At 66.6% G+C, this 6,715-nt stretch carries 7 protein-coding genes; all 7 read left to right on the top strand.

Features of this window, described 5'->3' with window-relative positions; translation table 11 throughout:
- A partial coding sequence (locus tag RMN84_RS07205; protein WP_309611504.1) for a sigma factor-like helix-turn-helix DNA-binding protein occupies positions 1–270 on the top strand: 270 nt, incomplete at its 5' end.
- Between the two features lie 92 nt (positions 271–362).
- Complete coding sequence (locus RMN84_RS07200; protein WP_309611503.1) at positions 363–2,093, top strand: VWA domain-containing protein; 1,731 nt, start codon at positions 363–365, stop codon at positions 2,091–2,093.
- A 52-nt stretch (positions 2,094–2,145) separates the two neighbouring features.
- Positions 2,146–3,084 carry a tetratricopeptide repeat protein gene (locus RMN84_RS07195; RefSeq protein ID WP_309611502.1) on the top strand — a complete coding sequence of 313 codons (939 nt, stop codon included), beginning with the start codon at positions 2,146–2,148 and terminating at the stop codon, positions 3,082–3,084.
- Between the two features lie 34 nt (positions 3,085–3,118).
- Positions 3,119–3,985: a carboxylating nicotinate-nucleotide diphosphorylase gene (gene nadC / locus RMN84_RS07190; RefSeq protein WP_309611501.1), complete on the top strand. Its 867-nt coding sequence runs from the start codon at positions 3,119–3,121 to the stop codon at positions 3,983–3,985.
- 126 nt (positions 3,986–4,111) lie between these two features.
- Positions 4,112–4,534 carry a glycine zipper 2TM domain-containing protein gene (locus RMN84_RS07185; protein WP_309611500.1) on the top strand — a complete coding sequence of 141 codons (423 nt, stop codon included), beginning with the start codon at positions 4,112–4,114 and terminating at the stop codon, positions 4,532–4,534.
- A 104-nt stretch (positions 4,535–4,638) separates the two neighbouring features.
- Positions 4,639–6,045: a nitronate monooxygenase gene (locus RMN84_RS07180; RefSeq protein WP_309611499.1), complete on the top strand. Its 1,407-nt coding sequence runs from the start codon at positions 4,639–4,641 to the stop codon at positions 6,043–6,045.
- Positions 6,045–6,518: an SH3 domain-containing protein gene (locus RMN84_RS07175; RefSeq protein ID WP_309611498.1), complete on the top strand. Its 474-nt coding sequence runs from the start codon at positions 6,045–6,047 to the stop codon at positions 6,516–6,518. The genes RMN84_RS07180 and RMN84_RS07175 overlap by 1 nt, the downstream gene beginning before the upstream one ends.
- The last annotated feature ends 197 nt before the right edge of the window (positions 6,519–6,715 follow it).

Below are 6,715 nucleotides of genomic sequence, written 5' to 3'. Positions count from 1 at the left end.
TTCCGCCGGCGGCGGCGCTCGTTCGGCGGGATGGTCGACCGGCTGGTGGTGCTCGCCGGGCTGTCGCGCCCGCCCGACGGCCGCGACCAATATGACGCGATCTGGATCGAAAGCGCGATTGCGCGGCTCAAGCCGGCGCTGCGCGATGCCGCCGTCCTCGCCGCCGGGCAGCAGATGACCCACGCCGAAGCGGCCGCAGTGCTGGGTATCGCCGAAGCGACCGTCTCGTGGCGGATGCACGAGGTGCGGCGGATGATCGGGGGCGGCTGATCCGCCCAAAATTATTTTCCAAGGATTTCCCGGGCCGGCGCGTCCCAGTTTCATGCGGACGATCGTGCGCCGCAGTTTCAGGGAGACTATCGATGCCCCGCAGTCATTACCTACTCACCGCCGGGATGGCGGCCATGCTCGTCGCGTCATGCGGCAAATCGCTGGTCGATCGGCGGGCGGAAAACGCCTCCGAAATTATCGTCACCGGTCAGCGTGTCGATGAAGCCGGAGCGGAAGCGATCGACAAGAGCAGCGAGGCCTCGATCGTCGACATGGTCGCGCCGTCGCCCGCCGTGCCACCTCCGCCGCCAGCCGTGGCGGTCGGCGGCGTGATGCAGCGCTTTGCCGCCGAGCGCGGCATGCCGCTGCCCCCCGCCTATCACGACGTCGGCCGCGACCGGTTCACCACGGTTACGCAAAACCCGTTCAAGGTCGCCCGCGAGGAGCCCGTCTCGACCTTCTCGATCGACGTCGACACCGCCTCCTACTCGTTCGTCCGCGGGTCGCTCAACCGCAATTTGCTGCCGCAACCGGCGGCGGTGCGGACCGAGGAAATGGTCAACTATTTCCCCTATGATTATGCCTCGCCGCGCTCGGCCGAGCAGCCCTTCACCAGCAATATCGCGGTCTTCCCCAGCCCGTGGACGGCCGGCCGCAAGCTGGTGCGCATCGGCATCAAGGGGTTCGCCATCCAGCGCGCCACTCGCCCGCGCGCCAACCTCGTCTTCCTGATCGACACGTCAGGGTCGATGCAGGAGCCGAACAAGCTGCCGCTGGTGAAGCAGTCGCTGGCAATGCTGGTCAATCAGCTCGACGCCAACGACCGCGTGTCGATCGTCACCTATGCCGGGTACGCCGGGACCGCGCTCGAGCCGACCTCGGCCAGCGACAAGGGCCGCATCCTCGCGGCGATCGAGCAGCTCGGCGCGGGCGGCGGCACGGCAGGGGCCGAGGGCATCCGCCAGGCCTATGCGCTGGCCGAGCGCAACTTCGACGCGGAGGGCGTCAACCGCGTCATCCTGTCGACCGACGGCGATTTCAACATCGGCATCACCAACCAGGAGGAGCTCAAGGGCTATATCGAGCGCGAGCGCGACAAAGGCGTGTTCCTGTCGGTGCTCGGCTTCGGCATGGGCAATTATAACGACGCGCTGATGCAGGCGCTGGCCCAGAACGGCAACGGCACCGCCGCCTACATCGACACCATCGGCGAGGCCCGCAAGACGTTGGTCGAGGAGGCGACGTCGACGCTGTTTCCGATTGCCCAGGACGTCAAGATCCAGGTCGAATTCAACCCGGCAACGGTCGCCGAATATCGCCTGATCGGCTATGAAACGCGCCTGCTCAACCGCGACGATTTCAACAATGACCGGGTCGATGCGGGCGATGTCGGGTCGGGTCAGACAGTGACCGCTCTATACGAGATCGTGCCGGTCGGCGGACCACGTTCGATCGGCGACTTGCGCTACGCCACACCGGCGCGAGCGATGGCGAGAGCGGGCGGTAGCGAATATGGCTTCGTCAAGATCCGCTACAAATTGCCGAAATCGACCGTCAGCCGCCTGATCTCGACCCCGATCAGCCGCGCGTCGGAAGTGGCGCGGTTCGAGCAGGCGCCGCAGGACGCCCGCTTCGCCGCCGGGGTGGCGGCGTTCGCCGAACTACTGCGCGGGGGCAAGTACAGCGGTTCGCTCCGCTACGACGACGTGCTGCGCATCGCCGAGGGAGCGAAGGGCGCGGACCGCTTCGGCTATCGCGCCGAGTTCCTGCAGATGGTTCGGGCCGCAAAGGTCGCCGCGCCGCTTCAGTCGGCCGAGCGCTAAGGAGGAAACAGTGCATTCGACCGGCCCAGAGAAGGCGCTATAAGGCCGGTCGATGCCGCTTCCCGACGATCTTGCGCTGCCCCAGCCGCCCCCGCCGCGCCCCGCGCGCCGCGAAGCGTCGATCGACGCGGCGATGCGGCGGTTCGATGGAGTGCCGGATGCGGCGGTGGTGCGACCGCCACGGCGCTGGGCCGGGTTGGGGCGGCCGCAGGTGGCGGCGTTGGCCAGCGTTACCCTGGTCGCGCTGGTCAGCGTGCCGCTGTGGATAGAGCATGCCCCGCCAGGGGCCGAACCCACCGCTGTCCCATCGGCTGCAATCAGCCCCGCGACCGATGTCGCGGCGGCCGGCCCGGGGCCGGTATTGCGCGCGCCGGATGCCCCGGCCGCTCCGGTTGCGCCGCGCTTCGAAACCTCACCGACGACGGAGTCGGCCTCGCCGCCATCGCCGGTCGTCAGCAACAAGGCGCTCGCGGCCCAACCCGCGCAAAATTCCGCCACCGATCGCCAGGCGGTGGTCGTGCAGGAACAGGTCGTGGCCGCACCCCCGCCACCGCCGTCTCCAGCGGCGCCCGCAGCGCTTTCCAACTCTGCCCCGGCGCAATCCGGCATGATCGACGATTCCAACATCGTCGTTACCGGCAGCCGGGCGGGCGGCTCGGCGGACGGCGAAGAGCAGGTGCGCCGCGAATCGCTCGACGAGGTCCGGCGCCGAAGCGCCGACCGCGCGATCTCCGCCCTCGACCGCAAGATCGAGCAGGCGCCGAGCAATGCCGACGCCTATCTCCGCCGTGGCGAGCAATGGCGGCGCAAGGGCGACCTTGCCCGAGCGCTCGCCGACCTGGATCGCGCGGTGCGCCTCGCGCCACGTTCGGCGCGCGCTTATTATGAGCGAAGCCTGGTTCTGCGCCGCCTTGGCCAAACCGACCGTGCCGAGGCTGATGAGCAGCGAGCGATCGAGCTCGATCGTCGCTATGACGCGATCATTCCATGATGGATTCGCCGCTGCTCTCGCATAAGGGACGGCGATGACTGAACCGCTGCCCCCTGATTTCGAATTGGCCGATTTCGGTCTCGCCGACTTCGTCCGCGCCGTCCTCGCCGAGGACCTCGGCGCAGGCGGCGACGTCACCAGCCGCGCGACGATCGCTGCCGACGCGCGGTTCGCCGCGACGATGAATTGCCGCGAGCCGATCACCGTCGCCGGGCTCGACATTGCCATCGCCTTCTTCCGCGCGCTCGACGCCGATGTGAAGATCGACCGGCCGGTGGCCGACGGCGACCGGGTCGACGCGGGCACCGTCCTGCTGCGCCTCGAAGGCAATGCCCGCGCGATGCTCGCCGCTGAGCGTTCGGCGCTCAACACGCTCCAGCACCTGTCGGGCATCGCCACGCTGACCCGTCGCTATGTCGACGCGATCGGCGATGGTGGCGCGAAGCTGCTCGACACGCGCAAGACCATCCCGGGCCTGCGCGCGCTCGAAAAATATGCTGCGCGGATGGGCGGCGCGCTCAACCATCGCCTGCGAATGGATGACGGGCTGCTGATTAAGGATAATCATGTCGCGGTCGCCGGCGGCGTCGGCGCGGCGGTGCGGCTGGCCAAGGCCGCCGCCACCGGGCTGCAGCTCCAGGTGGAGGTTGATCGTCTCGGCCAGATCGAGGAAGCGCTCGCTGCCGGGGCCGACCGCCTGTTGCTCGACAATATGAACGCCGCGACCTTGCGTGAGGCGGTGGCGCTGGTCGCCGGGCGAGTCCCGCTCGAAGCGTCGGGCGGGGTCAACCTCGACACCATCGCCGGGATCGCTGCCAGCGGGGTCGATTTCGTCTCGGTCGGTCGCATCACCCAGTCCGCTCCGGCGGTCGACATCGGCCTCGACTATGCGCTGCAATAGCGACGGCCGCGAAAACAACCTCCGCTGAACGATGAGTTCAGGATGGCGTCATGGCCCCGGGTCCAGAACCCTTCTCAATGACCGGACCAGAGTTCCATCCCGGTCCGCGCCACGAAGGAGAAGACCATGTTCAAGAAATCACTCATCGCCCTGTCGGCCCTGTCGATGGTCGCAGTGCCCGCCGCCGCCGAAGCGCGTCATCACGGCTATGACAATGGCTATTACAACAATGGCTATAACGGCGGCTACGCCAACAATGGCTATTACGACAACGGCTATAATAACGGTTACGACAACCAGGGCTACAACAACGGCTATTACGACCAGGGCGCGTATAACAACGGTTATTATGGCCGCAGCTATCGCAACCACCGCTGCAGCGGCACGACCGGCACGATCGTCGGTGCGGGCGCCGGCGCGCTGATTGGTCGCTCGATCGGCCGCTCGGGTGGCGGCTACTATAACCGCAACAGCGGCACGACCGGCACCATCCTCGGCGCCGCGATCGGTGGACTGCTGGGTCGCCAGGTCGGCAAGTCGACCTGCTAAGCCATCGCAGGCAAACGGAAGGGTCGGGCCATGTGCCCGGCCCTTTTTTTGTGCGCAAAGTCGGCAAAACGCCTATACAGCGCGCGATTTACCAGGAGATGCATGTGTTCAAAGGGCTGCAGCCCATCCTCTACGGCGGTCGCGAAGTGTGGCCGCTGGTCGAAGGCGGCAAGGGCGTCAGCGCCACCAATCACATGAGCAGCGGCGCCTGGGCGGCGGCCGGCGGCATCGGCACGGTCAGCGCGGTCAACGCCGATAGCTATGACCCCGAAGGCCGCATCATTCCCCAGATCTACAAGGCTCTGACGCGCCGCGAGCGCCATGAGGAGCTCGTCCAATACGCCATCGACGGTGCGGTCGCGCAGGTTGAAAAGGCGCACGACATCGCCGGTGGCGAGGGCGCGATCAACATCAACGTACTGTGGGAAATGGGCGGCGCGCAGCGCATCCTTGAAGGTGTGCTGGAAAAGACCAAGGGCCTGGTCACCGGTGTCACCTGCGGGGCGGGGATGCCCTACAAGCTCAGCGAGATCGCCGCGTCGCATAATGTCTCGTACCTGCCGATCATCTCCTCCGCCCGTGCCTTCCGCGCGCTGTGGAAGCGGGCTTATTCCAAGGCCGCCGAATGGCTGTCGGCGGTGGTCTATGAGGACCCCTGGCTGGCCGGCGGTCACAATGGCCTGAGCAATGCCGAGGACCCCCGTCAACCACAGGACCCCTATCCCCGCGTCGCCGAACTGCGCGCGACGATGCGCGAAGGCGGGATCCCCGACAGCGTGCCGATCGTCATGGCCGGCGGCGTGTGGCGGCTCGACGAGTGGGAGAATTGGATCGACAATCCTGAGCTCGGGCAGATCGTGTTCCAGTTCGGCACCCGCCCGCTGCTCACCCAGGAAAGCCCGATCCCGCCCGACTGGAAGGCGCGGCTGACGACGCTCGAAGAAGGCGACATCCTGCTTCACCGCTTCTCGCCGACTGGCTTCTACTCTAGCGCGGTGCGCAACCCGTTCCTGCGCTGGCTCGAGGCGCGCAGCGAGCGGCAGATCGCCTACACCCCGGTCGAAGTCGGCGATCACGCCTTCCAGCTCGACGTCGGCATCGGCACCAAGAAGAACTACTGGGTGACCAAGGGCGATCTGCAGCATGCCCGCGAATGGTATGGCGCCGGCTTCACCAACGCGATGAAGACCCCCGACGACACGCTCGTCTTCGTCACGCCCGCGGACGAGAAGATTATCCGCAAGGACCAGGCCGACTGCATGGGCTGCCTGTCGCAATGCGCCTTCTCGAGTTGGGCCGATAATGAGAAGAACAGCACCGGCCGCCTCGCCGATCCGCGCAGTTTCTGCATCCAGAAGACGCTACAGGACATCGCCCACGGCGGCCCGGTCGAGGAAAACCTGATGTTCGCCGGACACGCGGCGTTCCGCTTCAAGAGCGATCCGTTCTACTCCAACGGGTTCGTGCCGACGGTCAAGCAGCTGGTCGACCGCATCTTGACGGGGGCGTGATGCGCTACTGGATCGCGGGAACAGCGTTTATCGTGATCGCTTCGGTGGCGTCGGCCGAGGGCAAGAAGCCCCCCTATTGGGCCTCGATCGCTTCGGGCCAGGCGATGATGCGGACCGGCCCCGGGCGCAATTATCCCGGCATCTGGCTCTACCAGCGCCGCGACCTGCCGGTGAAGGTCGTCCAGGTCTATGAGACGTGGCGCAAGATCGAGGATCCCGACGGGCAACAGGGCTGGATGCTGGTGACGATGCTGAGCGACAAGCGCAGCGCGATCATCCGCCCCGGCCCGGCCCGCGACCTGCGTAACAAGCCCGACCCGGCGAGCCATGTCGCCTACAAGGCCCAACCCGGTGTCGTCGGCAAGATCGAGAAGTGTCGCGAAGGCTGGTGCGAGATCACCATCGCCAAACGCAAAGCCTATGTCGCGCAGACCGACATTTGGGGCCTGAATCCCGACGAAGTCGTCGACTAGTTGTTCTCCTGCGAAGGCAGGGGCCCAGCTACGCGCGCCAGCTCGCTGGCCAAAAACCCTGCCGACACTGGAGCGACGATCACATCTTTGGCGGCGTGTACTTCACCCGCGTGACGTCAAGCTTGTCGCCCTTGTCGTTGACCGTCGCCATCGTCGCACCGATTGCGGTCGGCTTGGTAGTCCAGCAATTCTCGCCG

The organism is Sphingomonas sp., assembly GCF_031380695.1.
Lineage (GTDB): Bacteria > Pseudomonadota > Alphaproteobacteria > Sphingomonadales > Sphingomonadaceae > Sphingomicrobium.
This window is presented reverse-complemented; position numbering and strand designations above follow the sequence as displayed.